Annotated in this window: 15 protein-coding genes; 9 read left to right on the forward strand and 6 right to left on the reverse strand. The window is 65.7% G+C overall.

Going from position 1 to position 22,403, the window contains the following annotated elements:
• Positions 1-68 precede the first annotated feature (68 nt).
• Both V474_RS01175 and V474_RS01180 read right to left on the reverse strand, forming a co-directional pair.
• Complete coding sequence (locus V474_RS01175; RefSeq protein ID WP_236710497.1) at positions 69-1,154, reverse strand: YdcF family protein; 1,086 nt, start codon at positions 1,152-1,154, stop codon at positions 69-71.
• A 98-nt stretch (positions 1,155-1,252) separates the two neighbouring features.
• Positions 1,253-3,736 (reverse strand): TonB-dependent receptor, encoded by a 2,484-nt coding sequence (locus V474_RS01180; protein ID WP_059149746.1) that lies wholly within the window; start codon positions 3,734-3,736, stop codon positions 1,253-1,255.
• 526 nt (positions 3,737-4,262) lie between these two features.
• Between V474_RS01180 and V474_RS01185 the strand changes: the two genes are divergently transcribed.
• The 6 genes from V474_RS01185 (at position 4,263) to V474_RS01210 (ending at position 11,553) form a co-directional block, all read left to right on the forward strand.
• Positions 4,263-5,372, forward strand: coding sequence for an ROK family transcriptional regulator (locus V474_RS01185; RefSeq protein WP_059149747.1), 1,110 nt, complete (start codon positions 4,263-4,265; stop codon positions 5,370-5,372).
• A 71-nt stretch (positions 5,373-5,443) separates the two neighbouring features.
• Positions 5,444-6,382: an oxygen-dependent tRNA uridine(34) hydroxylase TrhO gene (trhO, locus tag V474_RS01190; RefSeq protein ID WP_059149748.1), complete on the forward strand. Its 939-nt coding sequence runs from the start codon at positions 5,444-5,446 to the stop codon at positions 6,380-6,382.
• Positions 6,375-7,001 (forward strand): glutathione S-transferase, encoded by a 627-nt coding sequence (locus V474_RS01195; RefSeq protein ID WP_236710499.1) that lies wholly within the window; start codon positions 6,375-6,377, stop codon positions 6,999-7,001. Before trhO ends, V474_RS01195 begins: the two co-directional genes overlap by 8 nt.
• A 54-nt stretch (positions 7,002-7,055) precedes the next feature.
• Positions 7,056-8,243 (forward strand): TetR/AcrR family transcriptional regulator, encoded by a 1,188-nt coding sequence (locus V474_RS01200; RefSeq protein WP_059149749.1) that lies wholly within the window; start codon positions 7,056-7,058, stop codon positions 8,241-8,243.
• Between the two features lie 125 nt (positions 8,244-8,368).
• Positions 8,369-10,672: a TonB-dependent receptor gene (locus tag V474_RS01205; RefSeq protein ID WP_059149750.1), complete on the forward strand. Its 2,304-nt coding sequence runs from the start codon at positions 8,369-8,371 to the stop codon at positions 10,670-10,672.
• Positions 10,673-10,743: 71 nt separating this feature from the next.
• The gene (locus V474_RS01210; RefSeq protein WP_059149751.1) at positions 10,744-11,553 is read left to right on the forward strand and encodes a hypothetical protein; all 810 of its coding nucleotides are present in this window, start codon (positions 10,744-10,746) and stop codon (positions 11,551-11,553) included.
• A 178-nt stretch (positions 11,554-11,731) separates the two neighbouring features.
• Here V474_RS01210 and V474_RS01215 read toward each other — a convergent pair whose 3' ends face one another.
• Positions 11,732-13,798, reverse strand: a complete 2,067-nt coding sequence (locus V474_RS01215; RefSeq protein WP_059150714.1) for a TonB-dependent receptor domain-containing protein — start codon at positions 13,796-13,798, stop codon at positions 11,732-11,734.
• 459 nt (positions 13,799-14,257) lie between these two features.
• On the opposite strand from V474_RS01215, the gene V474_RS01220 reads away from it, so the two are divergent.
• Positions 14,258-16,774, forward strand: a complete 2,517-nt coding sequence (locus V474_RS01220; RefSeq protein ID WP_059149752.1) for a PepSY domain-containing protein — start codon at positions 14,258-14,260, stop codon at positions 16,772-16,774.
• 563 nt (positions 16,775-17,337) lie between these two features.
• On the opposite strand, the gene V474_RS01225 is transcribed toward V474_RS01220, so the two are convergent.
• On the reverse strand, positions 17,338-17,826 hold the full coding sequence (locus V474_RS01225) for an Lrp/AsnC family transcriptional regulator (RefSeq protein WP_059149753.1): 489 nt from the start codon (positions 17,824-17,826) through the stop codon (positions 17,338-17,340).
• Positions 17,827-17,928: 102 nt separating this feature from the next.
• Here V474_RS01225 and V474_RS01230 point away from each other — a divergent pair, with 102 nt between their 5' ends.
• A complete protein-coding gene (locus V474_RS01230) occupies positions 17,929-18,909 on the forward strand; it encodes a DMT family transporter (protein ID WP_059150715.1) in 981 nt (326 codons plus the stop codon).
• Positions 18,910-19,092: 183 nt separating this feature from the next.
• On the opposite strand, the gene V474_RS01235 is transcribed toward V474_RS01230, so the two are convergent.
• Entirely contained in the window at positions 19,093-20,334 is a 1,242-nt protein-coding gene (locus tag V474_RS01235; RefSeq protein ID WP_059149754.1) for a CaiB/BaiF CoA transferase family protein, read from the reverse strand.
• Between the two features lie 157 nt (positions 20,335-20,491).
• On the opposite strand from V474_RS01235, the gene V474_RS01240 reads away from it, so the two are divergent.
• Positions 20,492-21,274 carry an SDR family NAD(P)-dependent oxidoreductase gene (locus V474_RS01240; protein WP_059149755.1) on the forward strand — a complete coding sequence of 261 codons (783 nt, stop codon included), beginning with the start codon at positions 20,492-20,494 and terminating at the stop codon, positions 21,272-21,274.
• Positions 21,275-21,277: 3 nt separating this feature from the next.
• On the opposite strand, the gene V474_RS01245 is transcribed toward V474_RS01240, so the two are convergent.
• Positions 21,278-22,201: a GGDEF domain-containing protein gene (locus V474_RS01245; protein ID WP_059149756.1), complete on the reverse strand. Its 924-nt coding sequence runs from the start codon at positions 22,199-22,201 to the stop codon at positions 21,278-21,280.
• Positions 22,202-22,403: the final 202 nt, after the last annotated feature.

Below are 22,403 nucleotides of genomic sequence, written 5' to 3' on the forward strand. Positions count from 1 at the left end.
CTGTTCGGCACGATGGACCCTGAAACAAGTTCAGGGTGACGGGTTGAGGGGGGTAAGGGTCAGCGGGATCAGGGGTCCAGCGGGTCGCGCGGGTCGACGCGGGCCGATAGGGGGGAGGGGCTGAATTCCAGCTCCGTGGGGGAAAGGCGCTGGCCGACCTTGCCCGGCTCGTAGCCCAGTTCGGTCAGGTTGCGCTGGACGAACTGGGGGCTTGAGATGGCCGCGCTCTGGCCCGGATTGCACACGATCAGCGTGTTCTTCTCCAGCGGCGCGCCCATCGTCATCAGCAGGCGCGTGGCATTGCGCAGGTTGGTGGTGGTGTGGCGGGCGTAAGGCTCGATCAGGATGGCATCGGCGGGCACGCCGTAGCGTGTCATCAGGGCCTTGCGCATCTCCACCGCCTCGGTGAAGGGCGTGGCGCGCGGGTGGGCGCGGCCGCCGGTGACGATGATGAAGGGCGCGTCCCCGCTTGCGAAACGGTTCGCGGCAAGGCGCAGGTGGTACTTGCCGAAGGGGCTGAGCGCCATGCCCTCCACTTCGGGACCGACCCCGGTGACGATCATCGCGCTGTAGCGCCAGCGCTTCCAGTCGAGCGATTTCGCGCGCTTCATGGCTGGGGCGTTGAGGCCCCCGGTCAGCGGTTCGAAGCCGATCGCGTCAGTGCGGTCGCTGCCGTCGAGCAGGGCGAGGGCGAAGTCCGCGCTGGGGTCGAGGCCTTGCGCGGAATTGCCGCGCGGGGTCTGGGCCAGCCAAACGGCCGCCTGCAGGCGCGACTGGATTTCCTGCGGATCGACCATGCCGGCGCCGTCGATCTGGGCGTAACCGGCAGGCTGGCCAAGACCATACGTACGCACGACCGTGTTGATGCCCTCGATCTCGCGGCGGGCCTGCGCGGCGGCGCCGTCATCCGCCGTCGATGCGGATGCCTGCGCCGCGTCAGCCAAAGTCCTGGCCAGCGCTTCGGTTTCTTGCGCCGTCCAGACCATGGCCTGCGCGGTGCAGACGAGGTTCTGCGCGCAGGCCTCGCGCCGCGCGGCGCGGGCTTGCAGCATCGTCGCCACTTCCGGGCGCGCCTTGAGCGCGTCCAGAGCGGCAGGATCGCGGCCCAGCGTGTCGAGCAGCGGGAACAGTCGCCCTGACAGGCTTTCCGTCACGGTGTCCCTTTCAGCCCCGGCACAAGCCGGGACCGACGTAAGGGAAAGCGCAGCCATAGCGATGATCGACGCCGCGGCGCGCGCTGGGCCGCGTCCCATCACCAGGACTTGCCGATGACGAGGCGGAAGTTGCGGCCGAAGATCGGACGGCCGTAGATCGCCTCGGCGCTGCCCTGGCCGCTCAGCGAGTCGGTGCGGGTATTGCCTTCGGTCAGGCCGTGGGCGTTGAACAGGTTGTCGCCCACCACCTGAAGCTGCCAGGTGCCGCGGCGCAGCGTCAGGCCCGCGCCGACGGTGCCGTAGGAAGGCAGCGCGGTGTTGTTGTAGAGGTCGACGAAGCGCTTGCCCATGTAGGTGTAGCGGCCATAGATCGACACGTCGGTGCCGTTCGTGGTGAAGTCGAAGCTGGGGCGGATGTTGCCGTATACCTTGGGCTGGCGCACGATCTGGTTGCCTTCCACCTGCTCAGGGTCGGCGCCGGTGGAGCTGGCGAAGCTCTTGTACTTGGGATCGCTGACGGTGAGTGCGCCGTTCAGGGTGAACCACGGCGTCACCGACCATGCACCGTCGAATTCCACGCCCTTGACCTTGGCTTCGCCGATGAAGGGGATGTTCACGTCGTTACGGCCTGTGGTGGGGTCGAACGCCAGGAACGAGGCGTTGAGCGGGTCGAAGTTGGTGTAGAAGCCCGTCACGTAAAGGTACGAGCGGCCCGAGGCCAGCTTGAGGCCCACTTCGAACTGGTCGGCCTTGGTGGTGATGATGGTCGGGTTGATGCTCATCACCGTCTGCACGCTGGGCGGCGTTTCAAGGTGCGAGGCGCGGCCGTAGACGCCGATGTGATTGTTGAAATCGTAGTTGGCGCCGACCGTCCAGTTGGTGGCGTGGGTCTTGAGCTTCTGGTTCAGGATCACGCCGGTGAAGGCCCGCGTGCTGTCGTCGGCCAGAGTGGTGGTGTCACCTAGGTTGGCGGCCTCGGTCAGCGCGGCCCAGCCCTTGTAGTTGTAGCGTTCGTGGCGGATGCCGGCATCGATGCGCAGGCCCGGGACGATCTCCCAGGTGTCGTTCGCGTAGACGGCGTACATCTTCGCATCCGAATCGCCCTGGTTGAGCGTCGCGGCATAGTTGAGCACGCCGTTGTCGGTGACGGTGCCGATCGCGGTGCCGGCGGCGTTGTAGGCCACCAGGTCCAGCGTGCGCGGCTGGCCGGCAACCTCGATCAGGTAGTTCTGGTAAAGCGTCTTGCTGTCTTCGCCGTAGAGGCTGCCGTAAAGGCCCAGCTTGATGTCGTGGCTGCCGAAGCCGGTCTCGAACTTCTTCGCGACCGAGAGGTTGGTCTGGGCCGAATAGAACTTCGAGTGGATGTCGCGGTACTGGCCCTGCATGACAAGGCCCGAAGCGGCATAGGGATCATAGACCGTGTTGGTGCCGGCCAGCACGTAGCCGAAGTGATCGACGGCGCCGAAAGCAGTGGTGGCGCGGGCCTGATAGCCGCTGGCGAAGGCTGCGGGATCGGCCGGGTTGGTGGTCGAATAGAACGCGGTGAAGTCCAGCTTGCCCTGCGTGTAGCCGGCTTTGGCGGAGACCAGCCACCCGTCGAAGTCGCCCTCGTACTGCGCGCCGACGTTGATCATCTGCATGTGGCGGCCGTCGGAGAGGTCGCTGTTACGGCTCTGGATCACGCCGTTGCCGTCGCGGTACTTCAGATTGACGTTGCGGAAGGCGGGCGAGTTCATCGTGCCTTCGAAATAGTCGATGTACTTGTCCAGCGATTCGCCGGTCAGCGGGTTTTTGGTCGGGATCGGCAGGTAGAAGGCGTTGTGATCGTTGACGTAGTTGACGTTCAGCTTGATGAAGCCGTTGTCCGTTTCGTGCTTGATGTTGGCGCGGATCTGCCCACCCTTGTCGTTGGCAAAGCCGTTGTCGCGGTAACCGTCGTGATAGCGCATGAAGCCGCCCACGGCGTAATAGGTCTTTTCGCCCAGCGCGCCGGCCTGGTAGGCGTCAAGCCGGTAAAGGCCGGTGTCGCCCAGCGTCACCTGCGCCTTGCCGCGCGCCACGTCGCTGCCGGTGACGGTGATGGCGTTGATGATCGCGCCCGAGTAGCTGGCATAGACCGGGGCCGGACCGCCGCGCACCACTTCGACGTGGTCGGTCATCAGATCCTGCTTGAGGATCGCGTCGCCGCGGAAGAACACGCCGTCGTTCTCGTGGAACAGCGGCAGGCCGTCCTGCTGGAAGCTGACGAAGCCGCCGTCGTTGGGCAGGCCGCGAATGCGGTAGATGTTCTGCACTTCGCCGCCGGTGATCTCGGTCTGGAAGCCGGGGAGCTGGCCGATCAGGTCCGCGAAGTTGACCGGGGCGATCTTCTCGAAATCTTCCTGCGACACGGTGTTGATCGCGTAGCTGGCCTCGAAGCGGCGCTGGGCGCGGGTCGAGCCGGTGACGATGATGTCGTCGCCCTGGGGCGCGCTTTCCGCTTCGGCGGCGGGAGCGGCGGCGCTCTGCGCATAGGCGGGCGCGATGGAAACGGTGCAGATCGCGGCAAGCGCGGTTCCGGTGGCGAGAACGGTTTTGAGCATGGGGCCCCTCATGAATATCGGTGCCGCCTGATCGGCGACGGGCCGCCAATGGTCGCTCAATGTGACGTTTTTAATTATTGTTGTGAAAATAAATAATAGGTTCTAGCGATGCGAAGGAGATTTGATTTTGCCATTTTCGTTTCGTCATACTGAACTTGGTTTAGGGTCCATCTCCCCGATCAGGCTGCCGTGCCCATCGCGAGATGGACCCTGAAACAAGTTCAGGGTGACGGAGTGGAGTACGGGAAAGCCGGATTGATCAACAAAGTTGAATCTCGATTGGCCTAACCGCGCCGCCCGCCGTCCAACCTCTCCGCCCACTCGCACCGTCACCCGCACCGTCACCCGCACCGTTACCCTGAACTTGTTTAGCTGCGCTGGCCTTTGGCTCAGGGTCCATTTCGCCGCTATCGCCGCCGCTCGATCGGATAGATGGATCCTGAGACAAGTTCAGGATGAGGATATCTGAGGGGCAAACCTTGTGAATGTCGATTGGCCTTAACCGCGCCGCTCAGGAGACAACGCCATGCAGATACCCGCATTCGACAAGGACCAGCGGCGCATCATCCATGAACTGCGCAAGGCGGGGCCATTGTCGCGTTCGGCGCTGGCGGCGCGGCTGGAGATCAGCGGCACGGCGCTGACCCGCATCTCGCGCGATATGCTCAACCTGGGCGTGGTCGAGGAAGTGCACGACATCGAAGCGCAGGGGCGAGGGCGCCCGGCGGTTCCGCTGCGGCTGGCCTCGAAGGGCGGCTATGCGGTCGGCGCCACGGCCCACAAGGGCGTGCTCGACATCGCGCTGGTGGACTTCGCCGGAGACACCATCGCCGCCCACCGCGAGGATATCGCGCCGATCGACCCGGTCGAGTTCGCGCGGCGGGTGCGCATGGTCACGCATGATCTGGTGGACCGGCACCACTTGCTCGGGCGGCGGATGCTGGGGCTGGGCGTGGCGGTGCCGGGGCCTTCGCTTTCCCCCGATAACGACCGCTGGAGCGTGGTGGACGACATGCCCGGCTGGCGCGCGGCGCCCTTGCGCGAAATCCTCAGCGCCGAACTGGGCTGGCCGCTGTGGATCGAAAACGACGCCAACGTCGCCGCGATCGCCGAGTTCTACCTTGGCGGGTTGATGCGCGATTTCTCGACCGTGGTGGTGCTGCTGCTGGGCTACGGTATCGGCGCGGGGGTGATCGTCGACGGGCGGTTGGTGCGGGGGCAGTTCGGCGTGGCGGGAGAGGTTGGCTGCCTGTTCCCCGGCGACCGGCCCAGACCCAGCCCGCTGGACCTGCTCTCCACCTTGCGGGCGAGCGGGTGCGACGTATCCTCGGTGGCCGATATCGACCCGGCCGCCGCCAGCCAGCGCCCGGTTATCGAGGCCTGGATGGACCGCGCGGCGCGCCAGCTCGAAGTGGTTAGCAACACCGCCTTCGCATGGCTGGACCCCGGTGCGATCGTGCTGGCAGGGGCCTTGCCGGGCGAAATCCTGCAAGGCCTTGCCGACCGACTGCACCGCGCGGACCTGGTCACCACCGTCAACGACCGGCGCCCTCCGGTGCAGGTGTCGAACGTGCGCGGCTCGCCGATCACGCTGGGCGCGGCGCTTTTGCCGATCCATGCACTGTCGGCCGCTTAGGTCATTTCGCCCCAAACCGGGGAGGGGAGGAAGGCCTCCCCTTTGCCTCGCAATCGCGCTATGGGCGCGCCATGCATGACCAAGTCCGCGTGGCCGCCCTGTATCGCTTCACCCGCTTCGAGGACTGCGCCGCCCTGCGCGCGCCCCTGGAAAGCCTGTGCCGCGACCATGGCATCCGCGGCACGCTGCTGCTTGCCCACGAAGGCATCAACGGCACCATCGCGGGCACCCCTGCGGGCATCGACGCGGTGCTGGCCCATATCCGCACCCTGCCGGACTGCGCGGACCTCGACGTCAAGCTTTCGGGCGCGGAGACGATGCCGTTCCACCGCATGAAAGTGCGCCTCAAGCGCGAGATCGTGACGATGGGCGAGCCGGACATCGACCCGCTGGCGGTCGTTGGCACCTATGTCGAGCCGCAGGACTGGAACGCCCTGATCGCGGACCCGGACACCATCGTGATCGATACCCGCAACGATTACGAAGTGGCGGTCGGCACCTTCGAAGGCGCGATCGACCCGAAGACCGCCACCTTCCGCGACTTCCCCGAATGGTTCCGCTCCGAACGCGAGCGGCTGCTGGGGGAGGGGAAACCGCCCAAGGTGGCGATGTTCTGCACCGGCGGCATCCGCTGCGAGAAATCGACCGCCTTCCTCAAGCAGGAGGGCGTGGACGACGTCTATCACCTCAAGGGCGGCATCCTGAAGTATCTGGAAACGGTGCCGGAGGAAGACAGCCTGTGGCGCGGCGAATGTTTCGTGTTCGACCAGCGGGTGACCATCGGCCACGGGCTGACGCCGGGTAGCCATGCCCTGTGCCACGCCTGCCGCCGCCCGGTGAACGCGGAAGATCAAGCCTCGCCGCTGTTCGAGGAAGGGGTGAGCTGCCCCGCCTGCCACGCCGAGCGCAGCGACGAACAGCGCGCCTCCTACCGCGAACGCCACCGCCAGGAAGCCCTCGCCGCGATGCGCGGGGTTGCCCATGTGGGCGCGGTGCGCGGCGTTGATTGAGCCGATCCTCTACAGCTTTCGCCGCTGCCCTTATGCGATGCGGGCGCGGCTGGCGGTGATGGTCAGCGGATCGCGGTGCGAACTGCGCGAGATCAAGCTATCTGCCAAGCCCGCCGCGATGCTGGAGGCCTCGCCCAAGGGGACGGTGCCGGTGCTGGTGCTGCCCGGCGGCGCGGTGATCGAGCAGAGCATCGACATCATGCGCTGGGCACTGGGCCGCAGCGATCCCGAAGGCTGGCTGGCGCGTGATGACGAGGCGCTGATCGCCGCCAATGACGGCCCGTTCAAGCACGACCTCGACCGCTACAAATACCCCGAGCGTCATGAGGGCGATCCTGCCATGCACCGGGAAAGCGGCGCGGCGTTTCTGCGCGAACTCGATACGCGGCTGGCCGCGTCGCCCCAGCTTTGCGGCGATGCGCGCGGCATCACCGATGCGGCGATCATGCCTTTCGTGCGCCAGTTCGCCGCCGTCGACCGGGGCTGGTTCGACGCCCAGCCGCTGACCCATCTTCAGGCATGGCTGGCGGGGCATCTTGCATCGGACCTGTTCGCCGCGATCATGGTACGCCCCGCGCCCTGGTCGCCGGGAGATGCGCCGCTGGCGTTCGCTGGCTGAGTAGCCCACCGCGCGGCGCTGGACTGGCGAGCGCTGCGCGATATGGATAGCGCCATGACGACCCCCAACGATCGCAGCAGCGCCCGGCCGGCGCAGGACAATTCCTCCATCGTCGATGCCGCGCGCAAGGTCGTGGCGACAAAGGGCCTGTCTGGGATGAGCCTGCGCACCGTGGCCGAAGAGGCGGGGACTTCGGTGGGTTCGATCAGCTACCGCATCGGCGACCGCGCCGCGCTGATCGCCGCGATCGCCGAGCGCGAGATCGAGCTTATGGCCGCCACCAGCGCGCAGTGGCGCGAACGGCTGGGCGGACTTGATCCGGTGGCGACCGGCATTCTGGCCGATCTCATCTGCGAATGGCTGGACGAGGGCGCGGGGGCGCGGCGCGTCTCGGCCATCGTTACCTGTGAACTGGCCCTGCTCGCCAGCCGCGATCCGGCGGCATTGCCAGGGATGGCAGCCTTGCTGGACCATGGCGAAGCGCTGTGGCGGGACCTGCTTCGCGCCTCGCCCAAAGCAGGGCCCTTAGCGCTTTTCATCGCCAGCTATTGCCTCGACGAACAGCCGTTCTCGATCCTGCTTGCGGGTGAGACCGACTACCGGCTGCTGCGCCATTCGACCGTGCGGGGGATGCTGCGCGAATTGGGGCAGGGTCAGGCGTGCCCGGGCGATGCCAGCGCCTGGCACATGGCGCTGGTAGACCGGCTGGCGGTGCCCGCCGGTCCCGCGCACGATGCGACGGCGAAAGTGCCTGAGGGAAACAAGGCGGTGCTGGCGGATCATATCGCCGACCTCATTTCCAGCCAGGGTGTCGGCGGCCTGTCGCACCGCGCCGTCGCGCAAGTATCGGGCACGGCGACCTCCAGCGTCGCGCACCATTTTCCCGCGCACCGCGACATTCTCTTTGCCGGTGTCGAGACGCTCTATCGCCGGATGCGCAGCGAAATCCGGTCGACCAGAGCGGCGACGCCCGCCCATGCGGAAATCGTGCGGCTGACTCACGAGTGCGCGCTGACGGCGTTGGCAGACCCGGCTTTCCGGCCCTTCGCGATCGATATGCGCCGCCGCCGGGCGGAAAACGTCCACGTCCAGTTTGCAGAGTGGCTGGGCATTCCGGCCGGTTCCGACCGGGCGCGGGTGCAGGCAGCGGTCATGGCATCGATCGGTGCGCGGCTGCGGGCCATGGCGACACCAAGCACGCCGCAGACCGGGCCGGACCTGGTTCGCTCTTTTCAGGTATGACGGTACGGTTGTTTTGAAGTGACATAAATATCGGATCTTAATAACAGCACGACTGTCCTGAAAGAGTCATGAATCGCCTCTAGAGGCGCGCCCTGAAGACCCACGGTCAACAGGACGGAACCGACATGTCTGCTTTGAAGCGAAAGCGCTCTCTCCACCTTCTCTCAACCATTCTGGCGGGCGCGCTGGCGCCGTGCTGGGCGATGGCCGCCCATGCCGAAAGCGCCGCCGCCGCCGCCGCCGATGATGCGGGCGCCGATGCGCTGCCCGAAATCACCGTCACGGCAGAACGCCGCGCGGAGAGCAGCCAGAAGGTGCCGCTGGCGATCCAGTCGCTGACCGGCGAGGAACTGGCGCGCACCGGCTACACGTCGGTCACCGACCTTCAGTACACGATGCCGGGCGTGCAGTACGACCCGACGCAGGGCGCCGCGTTCCAGATCCGCGGCGTGGGCAGCACCTCGTTCGACTTTTCCAATGCCAAGTCGGTCAGCGTCGTCGTCGACGATGTGGTGATGGACGGGCAGCGCGCCAACGGCCTCACCGGCCTGGTCGATATCGAGCGCGTCGACGTGCTGATGGGTCCGCAGGGCACGCTGTTCGGCAAGAACGCCACCTCGGGCGTGATCGCGGTGACCACCACCAAGCCGAAGATCGGCGAATGGTCGGGCCGCGCCAGCGCCAGCTTCGGCGAGCATGACGAGCGTATCCTCAACGCCACCGTGAACGTGCCGCTGGGCCCCATCGCGGCGCTGCGCGTCTCGGGCTTCGACCAGGCGTTCGACGGTTTCGGCCGCAATGTGACGCTGAACCGCAAGGTCGGCTCGCAGCATGAATACGGCGGCCGCGCGCGGCTTTATCTGGAGCCGTCGGACAATTTCAACCTGATCCTTTCGGGCGACTACGCCTATCACTGGGACAGCAGCGTGCGCACGCCGGTTTCGGGGCAGAGTGCCGCCCTGACCGCGATCCTCAACGAACTGGGCGTCTATCCCGGCCCGAAAAGCGCCGACACCGCCGACAGCTCGTTCGGCCAGATCAAGACCGAGGAGTGGGGCACCTCGCTGCGCGTCAACGCGAAGATTGGCGATCATGAACTGACTTCGGTCACCGCCTACCGCGTCACCGGATACGATAACTCGACCCCGGCCAGCCTCACGCCTTACGATCGCTATGCCTATATCCCGTTCAACCTGGGTCAGCTGGATACCGACAAGTTCAGCCAGGAAGTGCACATCGCATCGCCCACGGGCGGCTTCGTGGAATATGTCGCCGGCGCGTTTTATAACCGCCTTCATGCGCGCCAGACGCAGCTGCAGTGGTCGACCGGCGGGCAGCCGCTTTACGATGCAGCCGGAACCCCGCTGCCGACACTGATCGCGCTCACCGGCGCCATCGGCGAGGCCGGCAACACCTCGCTTTTCGATTCCGTCAACGAGACGATGGCGGCGTTCGGGCAGCTGAAGTTCAACTTCTCGCCGCGCCTCAGCCTGTCGCTGGGCGGGCGCTACACCCACGACAACAATTCGCAGAGCATCGATTACGTCACGATCAACCCGGTGACGATCGCCGGATACACCCCGAATTTCGTGGCATCGAGCGCGGCCCCGGCCTTCAACAATGGCCGCGTGAAGGGGAACAACTTCTCGTTCCGCATCGCCCCGCAGTTCCAGATGACCGACAACGTCATGCTCTACGCGACGTATTCCACCGGGTACAAGCCGGCCGGCATCGCCTTCGTCGGCAACAAGTACGCGCCTTATGAGGACGAGACGGTCAAGGCCTGGGAAGCGGGCATCAAGTCCGAGTGGTTCGGCCGCCGCCTGCGCCTGAACGTCGATGTGTTCCGGTCCGACTTCAAGGACTTCCAGGCCACCATCCTGACCCAGATCCCCGACGGTTCGGGCGGTATGATCAATGCCACCGTCATCGGCAATGCCGGCGGCCTGCGCACGCAGGGCGTGGAGGGCAGCCTGACGGTGCAGCCGATGCGCGGGCTCCAGCTCTCGGGCGCGGTGACCTATACCGACGCCAAGTTCACCGACTATGTCTATAACGCCACCACCAACTACACCGGCAGCCGCCTGACCAATTCACCGGAGTGGTCGGGCACCGCATCGGTCGATTACGATCATGAATTCGCCTCGGGCATGGGCTTCAAGGCCCACGCCGACTACGCCTATCGCAGCGAATACTGGACGGTGGTCGGCCAGCCCGCCTACTCGAACGTGGCGGGCTACGGCCTTGTCAACGGGCGGCTTAGCGTGACCTTGCCCAACCGCAATGTCGAAGTCGGCGTCTATGCCCGCAACCTGTTCGACAAGTACTTTTCGACCGGCTGGCAGCAGTACGGCGTGCTGGGCCTGCTGCACTACACCTCGCCCAATGCGCGGCGCACGGTTGGCGGTTTCGTCAACGTGAACTTCTGATCGCCCGGGCCGGACCGGATGACCGGTTCGGCCCATCATCCCTTCTACGTATTATTTTACCGGAGACGTTCATGACCACGCGCCGCGCGCTTCTTGCAGGTGCTCCGACGGCCATTCTGGCGACCCAGTCGGTATTCGCCCCCTCGGCACTGGCTGCGGCGCTGGGGGATGCAGGGGGCGCGGGCGCAGATACCCATGCCCTTGAACAGCTGATGGCCAGGACCTTGGCCGGTGAACTGGGCGACGGCGGCGTTGCCCGCCAATTGGCCTCGCACATCACCGAAGCGGGTTTTCGCTGGGAATATCCCACGTTCCCCGTGCGCGAGGCGGACAGCGTGGTCGCCTATGCATTCGGCTATCGTTCGGCCACCGGCAAGGTGGACCCGAATACCGGCCTTTCGGACGGGGCGGAAAAGCCGGAGCCGGGTCCGATCAACGCAATGTTGGCCGATGCCGTCCATGCGATTGCCAAAGTGCGGCCCGTGCGCGTCTATGCGCAGTGGGAAATCGCGCAGGTGCTGACCGGGAAGTACGGCATGAAGGATATCGTGCCGATCCATCCCGCCAAGGGGCCGGACGGCAAGACGATCTATCTGAGCACGGACGGCGTTGCCAAGGCCGCGATCGCCCATGCCGGATCGGCGCAGGCGCTGGGCAAGGTCGCCGTCGTCGGCCACCGCGATCATGTGAAGCGCTGCGTGCTGGTTTCCCGCGAAAACGGCATGGCCGCCGCAGTGGCGCGAGAAGTGCCGCTGCCCGTGCAATACGATCCGCAGTCCGCCCAGCCCTGGACCCGGCGCCGCGACGCCTACCTGCTGACCGACCTGATCGCGCAGCTTTCCATGACGCGCGGCCGGATACTGTCCGAACTGGCGGGCTAAGCCAACATCGGACTATCCACCCCGCTCAGCCTGAGCTTGTCGAAGGCCCCGAGGCATGGCGCGAGGTTCCGGTGCTTCGACAAGCTCAGCATGAGCGGAGTGGGTGGACCGTAAGGCAGCTTCCCACCAGAGTATGCCGGCGGCGGTGCAAGAACACCGCCGCCGCTTCAACTGCGGGTCAGAAGTCTGCCGTTGCCGAAATCCAGAGGCGGCGGCCTTCCTGGTTGATCGAATAGGCGGGCGTGAACACCGTTGCCGTGCCGCTGGCATAGGGCACATAGACCGCATAATCGGTGTCGAGCACGTTGTAGACCGTCGCGGCAAGGCGGAACGCCGGGGTGATCTGGTACGATCCGCCAAGGTGGAACACCTCATAGCTGCGAAAATCGCCCAGCGCGGTCTGCTGCGCGTTGCTGCCACGGTAGCGGCTTGAGCGGATTTCGGCGCGGGTCCATACGCTGGCCTTCTCGCCCAGTTTCCAGCGCAGGTTGCCGTTCACCATGTGCTTGGGAATACCCACCAGCGGCAGGCCCTTTTCAGCGCCGCTGAGCTGCTCGGTCTCGGTATAAGTGTAGTTCACGGAGAGCGAGAGGGCGGGCGTGAAGGCGAAGCGGCCCGCTGCTTCGACGCCGCGCGTGCGCGCCTTGTCGATGTTGACCGACTGGCCGAACAGTTCGACCGCAGGGAAATTGCCGACATCGAGGCAGCCTGCCGGCGGGTTGCCCGCATAGCCCCTGAACGTGCAGTTCGGAATGCCGGGGCCGCTGGCGATCTTGTCGTCGAAGTCGTTGTTGAACAAGGTCACGTTGCCGCTGAAGAAGCCGTGGCTGTCGTAATAGATGCCTGCCTCGTAGCTGGTGCTGGTTTCCGGGGTCAGGTTCGGAGTGCCGATCAGCGGTGTGCGCCCCTGATTGCCGAAACCGATGATGCCGCTGGCGATCTGTTCGACGCGCGGTGTCTTGAAGCCCCGGCTGACGCCGCCCTTCACGGTGAAGTCGTCATTGACGTTCCACACCGCGTAAGCGCGCGGCGACCATTTGGAACCGAAGGTGGAGTGATCGTCGTACCGCGCGCCGCCGGTCAGGTTGAAGCCGTCGATCACGGTGAGGGTGGCTTCGGCGAAGCCGGCCCACTGGGTGAACTCGAAGGGCGCCGGGGCCACGCCGTCGATCATGCGGGCCTTCCAGTACTGGCCGCCCACGGTGAAGGCGACGGGGCCTGCGCGGCCCGCAAAGCGCGAATCGACGATGTCGTTGCGCGCCTCCAGGTTGCGGGCGCTGCCGGGCACGGCGCCGGGGGTGCCGTTGGGGATCAGGCGCCCGATCGTCTCGGTGTCGTTGCGGGTCAGGGTGGTGTCCAGCTGGCCGAAGTCGCCCATGCGCCAGGTATGGGCCGCGACATAGTTGGTGCGGTTGAATTTCTGGCGCGGCGCATAGCCGCCCGAACCCAGCGTACCGAGCTGCCCGCCGGAGTTGTCGTAGGACTGCTCGTTGCGGTCGAACTCGATCCACAGGTCATGGTCGACGTGAGGGGTGATGCTCAGACGGCCGCCATAGGTATAGACGTCGGACTGGACCGGGTTGCGGCCCAGCGTCAGCGCAGGATCGCCGGGAATCTCGATGCTGGAGCCTTCGCGGTGGAACACGCTGCCGCGCAAGGTCAGGCCTACCAGGTCCTTCACCAGCGGGCCCTGCGCAAAGCCGTTGATCGACTGGATATTGCCGAAACGGTCATCGCCCTGGATCGTGCTTTCGGCAGAGGCGGTGCCGACCCAGCGGCTGCCGACCTTGCGGGTGATGATGTTGACGACGCCGCCCATCGCATCCGAACCATACAGCGTGGACATCGGGCCGCGCACCACTTCGATCTGCTCGATGGCGGAGAAGGGCGGCAGGAAGCTGGTCGATGTTTCGCCGAAGCCGTTGGGCGTAACGCCGCCGGGCGCATTCTGGCGGCGGCCGTCGATCAGCACCAGCGTGTAGTCGCTGGGCATGCCGCGGATCGAGATGTTGAGGCCGCCGGTCTTGCCCGCTTCGCCGCCGACATCGATGCCCTGAACGTCGCCCAGTGCCTCCGCCAGGCTGCCGAAGCGCTTGTCCTGCAGTTCGGCGCGGTCGATCACGGTGATGCTGGCAGGGGCCTCGACGATGTCCTGCTTGTAGCCGGCGGCGGTGACGACGATGGCGGAGCCGCCTTCGCCGTCAGCCGCGTCATCTGCCAGAGCGGGCAGGGCAAGGAGCGACACTGCGACGGCGCTGGCTGCGGCCCCGAACCGGGCCCCGGACCGAACAGGGCGGCGGGCATGGCGATTGGTTGAGCTGGACACGTGTGAATTCCCCCGAACAGACAAAGCATTGCGAGTGACTCGCATTTGCATGGAGGCCAGTGAGTACCCGGTGCGGGGGTGTCAATTGGACGACGTCTGTAAATCCGCCTCGGAAATGCAATATAACGGGTGGCAATATTTGGTGCGGCCGAGCGCAATATTGATGCAACAAAGCATTGCCGCGATGTGCCTGCACGCGAAAAAATCGGCCTTCGCAGTCGGGCTCGCGCCTCAGCCTCGGCGCGAACAACATATTTCAGCGAACCGCATTGCAACGCGTTCGCAATAGCAATATGTGCAGCGCACACAGGACGGTTCTGCAAAGGCCGAGCGCCTTTCGGCCATTTTCGCTTCGCACGATATTGCAGCAGAGACTTGATGACACGGCAGATACTCTTCCAGGTTCACTGGTTCCTCGGGATCACCGCGGGGCTCGTGCTGGCGCTGATGGGCGTCACCGGCGCGATGATGAGCTTCGAGCATGAGATCATGGCCGCGATCAGTCCGGGCGTGGTCACGGTCGCCCCGTCCGCTGCGCCGCGCCTGTCGCCCGATGAACTGATCGCCCGCGCCTCTGCCCAGCGGGGCGGCCTCAAGGTGAGCAGCCTGCTGATGGAGGGCGAGCCCGGCTATGCACCCAGCCTCTCGTTCGAACCCGAACCCGGCAAGAAGGGCAGGGGGAAGAGCAGCTACGTCGATCCCTATACCGGCAAGCTGCTGGGCGAGGCGCGCGGGCAGGCGGTCTTCCGCTTCGTGAGGACGCTGCACCGCTGGCTGGCACTGCCGGGCGGCGGCAATGGCATCGGCCGCCAGATCACCGGTTTTTCCGCGATCGCGCTGATCTACTTCGCGCTTTCGGGGCTGTACCTGCGCTGGCCGCGCAAGCCGCTGGACTGGCGCGCGTGGCTGGTGCTGGATTTTCGGATGTCGGGCCGCAACTTCTACCGCGCGCTTCATGCGGTGATCGGCGGCTGGGTACTGATCGTCTACCTGCTCAGCGCGCTGACGGGTCTATGGTGGTCCTACGACTGGTATCGGCAGGGCGTCCTCTACGCGCTGACCGGCGAAGGCGCGCGCGAGGAAAAGCACGACGACGACAAGCCGGCCGAGGGCGGGCAGCCCGCGCTGGCTCCGGCGTGGCGCAGTTTCCTGAAGGTGAGCGAGGGGCGTTTCGAGAACGTGCGCATCACCGTCCCGCAAGGCGACCAGCCGGTGAAGTTGCGCGCCCTGCAACCCGGTGCCCGGCATGAGCGGATGACCGACGAATACAGCATCGACAGCGCGACGGGCGAAGTGGTGAAGACGGACCTCTATGCGCAGCGCTCGCTGGGCAAGACGATCACCACCAGCATGTACGAAATCCACCGGGGCGCCTTCTTCGGCATGGCCGGGCGGATCGTGCTGCTGGTTACCAGCCTGACGATGCCGCTGTTCACGATCACCGGGTTCCTGCTTTACTTCGCCCGGCGCCGCAAGAAGAAGGCCCTGCGCGAACTGGATGCGGGATTGCCGGTTCAGCAGGGCGGCTCGTCCGACACGATCATCGTCCACGCCAGCCAAACCGGCGGGGCGATCCGCATGGCGCGCCTCACCGCTGCCGCGTTCGGCAACGCGCCCGTGGTGGCGCTCTCCCAACTGGACCCGGCGCAGTTGACCGGGACCAGGCGCGCGCTCTTCGTCATCAGCACATATGGCGAAGGCGAACCGCCAGACACCGCGCGCGGCTTTGCGCAGCGGACGATGACGGCGCCCGCCCCGCTCGCGCATCTGGACTATGCCGTGCTGGCGCTGGGTGACCGCGAATATCCCGATTTCTGCGCTTTCGGTCATGCCGTCGACCACTGGCTCCATGCCGGCGGCGGCCAGCGCATGTTCGACATGGTCGAGATGGACGGCGATGACGGCGATGCCCAGCGCCAGTGGCAGCAGCAGATCGTCGCCATCGGCGCGCGCGGCGACCTGCCTGACTGGGAGCCGCCCGCCTATGGCCGCTGGCGCCTGGCGGAGCGGCGCCATCTCAACCCCGGCAGCCAGGGCGGCGCGGCCTTCCACATCGCCCTGGAGCCGCTGGACGAAGACGCCGAGCATGACTGGCAGGCGGGTGACATCGCCGAAGTCGCGCCGCGTCATGACCCGGCGCGCGTCACTGCATGGCTGGCGGCAGCGGGCCTTGCCGGCGGCACCGAGGTTGACGGCATGACGCTGGCCGAGCACTTGTCGAATGCGATCCTGCCCGAACCGGGCGCGAGGTTTCCCGCCGATCCCGAAACCCTCGTCCGCGCGCTGCGACCCTTGCCGCACCGCGAATATTCGATCGCCTCGATCCCGGCGAACGGGCGGGTGCACCTGCTGGTGCGGCAGGTTCCTGGTGAGAATGGCGGCCTTGGCCTCGGCTCGGGCTGGCTCACCAGCCTTGCCCCCATCGGCAGCGAGATCGCGATGCGCCTTCGTGCCAATGCCAATTTCCGCCCGCCCGAAACGCCCGGTCCGATGATCCTGATCGGCAACGGCACCGGTCTTGCCGGACTGCTCGCCCATTTGCGCCAGCGTGCGATTACGGAGGAAGGCCCCAACTGGCTGCTGTTCGGCGAGCGCAGCGAAGCGCTCGACGCGTTCCACGACGAGGAATTGCAAACCCTGCGCGCGGCGGGCGTCCTGAACCGGCTCGACCGCACCTGGTCGCGTGACGGCGACGAGCGCCGCTATGTGCAGGCCGCCGTCGCGGAAGCGGGCGCGGATATCGAACGCTGGGTGGACGACGGCGCCGCGATCTTCGTGTGCGGCAGCATCGAGGGCATGGCCCCCGCCGTCGATGCCGCCTTGCGCAGCGCACTGGGCGACGACCGGGTGGAAGCCATGGTCGAGGAAGGCCGCTACCGCCGCGATATCTACTAAGGACAGGAAGCGATCAGTCGCATTTGCGCTGGGAGAGCAGCTATCGCAATACGGGCATGGCCGCTTTCAGGTGCAGTAGTGCTGCTTCGGAACGGCTGGACTTGGTGGTGAGCGGACATTTCGCAGAGCCGACGCTTCGGCATTGATCTTCGGATTCGATGGTTCTCAATGATGGAGCGAAGCCGTCCGGCGCTTGACCAACAGTACGACCAGTCCTGAAAGGACAACAGTTGCAATCCAAACGCTTGAGGTAATGAGAAGAGCCAGCGCCCCCATTCCTTCCCAATCATTGTCCCGTCCAACAGCCAGGTACCTTGCAAGCAAAGCGACGACGGGGATGAAAGCTGTCGCAAGCAGTGAAAAGGTGGGGCGTGATCTCGATAGGAGAGCAGCTATTCCCCCAGCGATTGCCGCTGTGACGCATATCGTGATGATGACACCCATTGCGCCTTCTCCGTCCTGCGAAGCGTGTAGACTGCCGCTAACTCGCATCGACCGCAAGGGGGCGTAACCGGAAGGTCTGTTCTAGCGGCGGCTTCAACGGGTAACGGCGTTCGCGGTCACTATTCGATCGCGACGGAAGTTTCCGTTTTCACCCGGTCCAGCGCGACGAGGGTGCGGAAGCGTTCGGCGAGGTCGCTGTCGGAGAACAGGCGGCGCGTCAGGGCTTCGTAGGCGCGCATGTCGCGCGTGACGATGACCAGTACCATGCTCACCCCGCCGGTGACGTAGTAGCACTGCTGCACCTCGGGCGTTGCGCCGAACAGGCGCTTGGCCGCGTCCACCGTCGCGGTGCGTTCGTCCCGCAGGTGAACTTCGACCACGGCGGTGATCGTCAGCCCCAGTGCATCGGGGTTCACCACGGCGACATTGCGGGCGATGATCCCGGCTTCCTCCATGGCCGCGATCCGGCGCTGCACGGCGGCGGCGGACAGGTTCACCTCCTGCCCGATCGTGCGCTGCGGTGTCTTGTTGTCGCGCTGGAGCACGCGCAGGATCGCCTTGTCGAAGGCATCGGGAACGCGGGCGGGGGAGGCAGGCGATTTAGGCATAGCCGGGTTTTTGTTGCACCGGGAAGGCAAATCAAGAGCACATTGCTTGCGCGGGTGATGATAAAACCCGCAGCGAACCTGATAATGAGCATGAAACCGATGATGTCCGCCTCGAACAGTTCCGCCTCGAATACCGCGACCGGGCGTGACGGCACCTCGCTTGGCGTCGCCTGCGGGGTGGGGGCGGGGGCGCTGTGGGGGCTGGTTTTCCTGGCGCCGGAACTGGCGCATACCTTCAGTCCGCTGCAACTGACGGTGGGGCGCTATCTGTCCTATGGCTTGATCGCCGCAGTGCTGCTGGCGCCGCGCTGGCGGCGGTTGCTGCCCCGGATCGGGCGGCGCGAATGGCTGTCGTTGATGTGGCTCTCGCTGGCCGGCAACACGGTCTATTACATCCTGCTGGCGAGCGCGGTGCAGATCGGCGGTATCGCCATGACCTCGCTGGTGATCGGTTTCCTGCCCGTGGCGGTGACGATCATCGGCAGCCGGGATCATGGCGCGGTGCCGTTGGGGCGGCTCGCACCGTCGCTGGCGCTATGCATTGCCGGCGCGGTGTGCATCGGCTGGCAGGCGATCGCGGCGCCGGCCTCGGGGTCGGTGACGGCGCAGCTTGCCGGCCTTGCCTGCGCCATCGGTGCGCTGGTCTCCTGGACCGGCTATGCGGTGGGCAACAGCCGCTGCCTGGGCCGTCTGGGCGAAGTGTCGGTCCACGACTGGAACCTGCTGACCGGGGTGGTCACCGGGGCGCAGAACCTGCTGTTGCTGCCGGTCCTGCTTCTGGTGCCGACGGCGGCGAACGGGGCGCGCGAATGGGCGACGTTCGCGGGGGTCTCGCTCGGCTCGGCGGTCCTGGCCTCGATGGGCGGCAACGCGCTGTGGAACCGGATGAGCCGGCTGCTGCCGCTGACCATGGTGGGGCAGATGATCCTGTTCGAGACCCTGTTCGCGCTGGTCTATGGCTTTGCGTGGGAGCAGCGGCTGCCGACCGTGCTGGAAGCGGGCGCATTCGTGCTGCTGGCGCTGAGCGTGATGTCGTGCATCGCCGGGCACCGGAAGCCGGCGGTCGGGGCGGCTGCGGGGTAGTCCTGAAGGCAATCCGCCTGCGGTCATTTTCCTACCCGCCCGCGCGCTGCTACATTCGCGCAGGTTCTTTCACATCGTCGAAAACACGCCCGTCCAATCGCTTAATGAACGTGTCCACGCGCATGACTTTCATCAACTAAACCTCTTTTCGCCAACCCGCCGCCCAGCGTGGTCCGTCAGCCGTCAAATAATCTTTGCCTCCCGCAGCGCGTTGATCCGCGCTTTGTCGTAGCCCAGTTCGCCAAGGATCTCGGCGGTATGTTCGCCCAGCATCGGCGGGGCCATGCGGATCGTGGCAGGGCTTTGCGACATCTGCGCGAGCGGGCTGGCGATGAGGTCCACCGTGCCGCTTTCGGCATAGGCATGGGGGGTGGCGGCCCGAAGGCCCCGGTGCCGGACCTGCGGATCTTCCCAGACGTCCGCCAGTTCGTTGTAGCGCGCCGCCGGGATGCCCGCCCCGTCCAGCATCGCCTGCACTTCCAGGGTGGGGAAGCGGCGGCTCCAGGAATTGATGATCTCCATCAGTTCGGCGCGGTTGGTCTTGCCGCGTTTCAGGTTGCTGTCGAAGCGCGGGTCTTCGTTCAGCTCGGGCTGCTCCATCAGCACGGTCAGGCGGCGCCAGTGTTCGTCGGTTCCGGCGGTGAGGTAGATGATGCCGTCGGCGCAGTATATCAGATCGGCCGGGCCGCCGCCGTTGCCGCCATTGCCCAGGCGCGGCGGAGCGCTGCCGCTGATGAGATAGTCCTGCATGATGTGGCTGACCATCGCCACGGAACTGTCGAGGAGCGCGATGTCGATGTACTGCCCCTCTCCGGTGCGGTTCCGGTACATCAGGGCGCCCATGATCGCGAGCGCGGTGTTGTGGCCGGTCACGAAGTCGACAAGGCTGGGCCCGGTCTTGAGCGGGCCGCCGCCGGGCTGGCCTTCGGGTACGCCGGTGACGGCCATCATGCCCCCGGTCGCCTGGAACAGCCCGTCGTAGCCGGGCAGCGCCGCCATCGGCCCGGTCTGCCCGAACCCGGTGACCGAGCAGTAGATAAGGCCGGGGTTGATCTCTCGCAGGCTTTCATAATCAAGGCCGAAGCGCTTGAGATCGCCCACTTTGTAGTTCTCGATCAGGACGTCTGCGGTCCTGACCAGTTCTCGCAGGATCGCCTGCCCCTCGGGCTTGGAATGGTTGAGCGTGACCGAGCGTTTGTTGCGGTTGGATACGGTGAAGAAGCTGGAATGGCGCGTCTCGATCCCGTCCTTGCCGGGCACCCATGAGAAGCCATAGCCGCGCCCGTCGTCACCCACGCCGGGGCGCTCGATCTTGATGACGTCGGCGCCCAGGTCGCCAAGGATCTGGGCGCCCACGGGAGCCGCGAAAACGCGGCTCATGTCGATGACGCGGATGCCTGAAAGGGCTGCTTTGCTGGTGGCCATGATGTCTGTCGCTGTTCCGGTGAAGCCCTTGCCTAACCAGCGCGGCGGCGGCGGCAAAGGCGGGGCGGGGCAATACCGCCGGGGCGGTTCGACGATGGGGAACACGGCGGCTAACACGGAGAAGCAGACGGTAATTTTCCGGCGGAGGACAGGCAGAGTGAAGGTAGCGATCATCACGGGCGCAGGCAGCGGCATTGGCCTCGAAACCGCGAAGATCCTGCACGGGCAAGGCTTCGCCGTGGTTGGCGTGGGCCGTTCGAAGGACAAGCTGGCGGCGCTGGAAGCCGCGATCGGCAACCCCGATCACGTTCTGGCGATCAGTGCCGACCTGACCGACCCGGCGGCTCCCAGGTCTATCGTGGAGCAGGCGCTGGCGCGCTTCGGGCGGATCGATGCCCTGGTCAACAACGCCGGCGTGGGCAGCCCCAGGCCGCTCGACGAAACCGACGACGAGACGCTGGACGATTTTCTCGACATCATGCTGGTCGCCCCGTTTCGCCTCTGCCGCGACGTGATCCCCCACCTTGGCGAGGGCGCCAGTGTGGTCAATGTGACAAGCACTTTCGCCCATATCGGCGGGCGGCGCGGCGGCGCCTATTCAGCGGCGAAGGGCGGGCTCAAATCGATGACCGAGCATATGGCCTGCGAATATGGCCCGCGCGGCATCCGCTCCAACTGCGTGGCGCCGGGCGTGACGATGACCGACATGGTGCGCCACCGCTTCGAGGACGAAGGCTTCAAGCGCGCCAACGTCGAGACGACGCCTTACCCGCGCCTCGCCCAGCCGGAGGACGTGGCATCGGTCATCGCTTTCCTGTGCCTGCCGGGAAGCGAGATGATCAACGGCCAGTCGATCGTGGTGGACGGCGGCTGGTCGGCGACGAAGTACCTCAGCCCGCGCGTTACCCGCACGACTTGGGTGGAGCCGGAACAGGTCTGAAGGTTACGCCGCGACGCGCAGGATGCTGGTGCCGCTTTTCTTTGCAGAGTAAAGCGCAAGGTCTGCGGCTGCGAAGATTTCCTCAGGCGTGCGCCGCCCCTCGCCGCCGGTAAAGGCAAGGCCAACGCTGACGCCGACGGGGATCGACGTGCCGTGCCAATCGACGCTGCGGATCAGGGTGGTCATCCGGCGGCGCAGAGCGCTCTCGACGGAGAAGGCGGGCAGAGTCTCAGGCAGGAGCATCGCGAATTCGTCACCGCCGATACGGGCGATCAGGCGGGCCTGCGGGAAGGCAGAGGCAAGGCGCTGGCCGAAGCGCGCGATGCAGGCATCGCCGGCAGCATGGCCCCAGCGATCGTTGATTTCCTTGAAATTGTTGAGGTCGAAGATTGCGAGGGCACCGATCCGTGCCAGTGCCTCGGACCCGGCCGGCAGGTCCAGGAATTCGGCGTGGAAACGGGCGCGGTTGCCAAGGCCGGTCAGGGCGTCGTTCTCGGCCATCCGGCGTAGTTGCTGCCATTGCTGGCGCTCCTGGGTGATGTCCTGCTTCATGCCGTAAAGCATCACTGCACGGCCGTTCTCGACGTGCGTGGCGGCGGTCAGTCGAATCCAGCGCAGATCGCCGCCCGGCTGGCGGATTTCGGCTTCCATCGAAAAGCTCGAACGGTCCCGGATGGCCTGTGCGCGCAGCCGTTCCATCGTTTCGCGTGATTCCTCGCAGTAGAGCGAGACGCTATCGCCCCGTTCGACATAGACATCGCGTGGGATACCAAAGATGTCGAAGACACCATCGGTCCATTCCAGACCTTGTTTGTCCAGATCGAAGCACCAGGCGCTCATCCCGACAAGCGCTGCCGCCTGCGCGACAAGGCGGCCGTCGGTGAGCGGCTGAATGCCCCTTCGATGCCGGTCGGCCTGCAGGTACACGATTGCCCCTTCGTTGGCTCATCGCCAATCCGATGAATTCACAGTCACTTACGAGATTAAGGTAAATGGTTTGCTAACGGCATGGAACCGTTTGTTGCCAGCGGATGATGCTTTGCGGCCAAGGATCGGCGGTCACCAAGGCCTGCGCGCCTTACGATGACTCCTGAAACGGAAAAATATGGCAGCGACGATGATCCAGCGT

This window comes from Novosphingobium barchaimii LL02 (assembly GCF_001046635.1).
Lineage (GTDB): Bacteria > Pseudomonadota > Alphaproteobacteria > Sphingomonadales > Sphingomonadaceae > Novosphingobium > Novosphingobium barchaimii.